Source organism: Chryseobacterium potabilaquae (genome assembly GCF_902728265.1).
Lineage (GTDB): Bacteria > Bacteroidota > Bacteroidia > Flavobacteriales > Weeksellaceae > Chryseobacterium > Chryseobacterium potabilaquae.
In genome coordinates this window covers 1-1,303 of record NZ_CACVBR010000101.1, presented here as the reverse complement: position 1 = coordinate 1,303, position 1,303 = coordinate 1, and the positions used below count along the sequence as shown (strand labels likewise).

Sequence of the window (1,303 nt, the reverse complement as noted above, 5' to 3'; positions counted from 1 at the left end):
GAATAAAAATTATTTTCATACAAAAAGACTATATATTTATAGCTGATTGAATAAATAAAAATTTTTAACATAGTTATTTAACTCTTTATATAATTATTAAGATAAATATGTCTAAAAGCAATCATTCTCATTTTAAATTAAGGTATAAATTAAGGTAGATACCTCTCTTAAAATGATAAAACATGTCCAAAATCTATAACCTTCATCCTAATTTTTAAATAAAAAGACAGGATAAAATAAATTAAATCCTGTCTTGCATTTTATATTTTAAAGAATTAATTTCCTCCAAATTTAAAACCTATACCTATTTGAGCAAAGCTATTAGTAACTTTTCCAGGTCCTTCTTTTACAAGATTAGAAACTCCAAGGTTATATCTTGCGTCAAAAAACAACCCATTTTCAAGCGCATATTCTACCCCAACAAATGGCACTAAATTAAGCTTCTTAACATTATCTTTGATATCAAATTCTCCATCTTCTGCCTCTACTTCAACTCCTTCAGGGAAATTACCAGAAACTTCCGTTTTCTGTTTAGCAGAAAGAATAATTCCAAAATTAACCCCAGCTGCTACAGAAAAACTTTCCGAAATAAAATATTTTGCAGAAACAGGAATGAGTAATGTGCCGAACTTAATCTCTGATTTCTGACTAAAATTAAATTCACCCAGGCTTTCTGAAACATTCTCTTTCCCACCTAAAGGAGAATACAACAGCTCTCCCTGAATCCCAAATTTATCGCTCAATTTATGCTCAACAAAAGCTCCTACATAAAATGTCGATTTATTACTTGTGCTTCTAGCGGAAAGATCGTCTTGAGCTTCATTAACCTTAACGGCAGAAAATGAATACCCCGCTTTTGCTCCAAATTTAGTTTCTTGAGCATTACCATTTGCAGCTAACAAAGATAATACTCCAATGAATAGTAATTTCTTCATGGTTATTATTAAATTAAGTTGAGCGCAAAACTAAATATTATTAAAACAAATAACAAATATTAACGAATAAAAATAAAATAAATAACACATATGTAGTAAAAAATTAATATTCAAACCCATTAAAAACTACCCCTTAATAATAACCTACATATCACAATAGAAAGCACAGCCCTATTCTTATTATATAATATACAAATCTTCATTCAAATAAAGTAAAGATACCCCCTCGAAAATAAAAAACGAGGCTGTCTCAAAAGAGATATCCTTTTTTATGCAAAAAGGAAAGCTTTGGCTTTCCTAATAGTTGCAAATTGATTAATTTGCATTGTGTTAACTTCTTCAAAAGTAGTCTTTAAAGATTACAATCC

1 protein-coding gene is annotated in these 1,303 nt (G+C 28.9%); it reads right to left on the bottom strand.

The window, feature by feature from the left end; translation table 11 throughout:
- Nucleotides 1-275: 275 nt before the first annotated feature.
- Nucleotides 276-935 (bottom strand): porin family protein, encoded by a 660-nt coding sequence (locus CHRY9293_RS18335; protein ID WP_162034300.1) that lies wholly within the window; start codon nt 933-935, stop codon nt 276-278.
- Nucleotides 936-1,303: the final 368 nt, after the last annotated feature.

What these genes read in the sequence shown, in the direction of transcription:
- CHRY9293_RS18335 (WP_162034300.1), bottom strand. Translation starts at nt 935, where the DNA reads ATGAAGAAATTACTATTCATTGGAGTATTATCTTTGTTAGCTGCAAAT.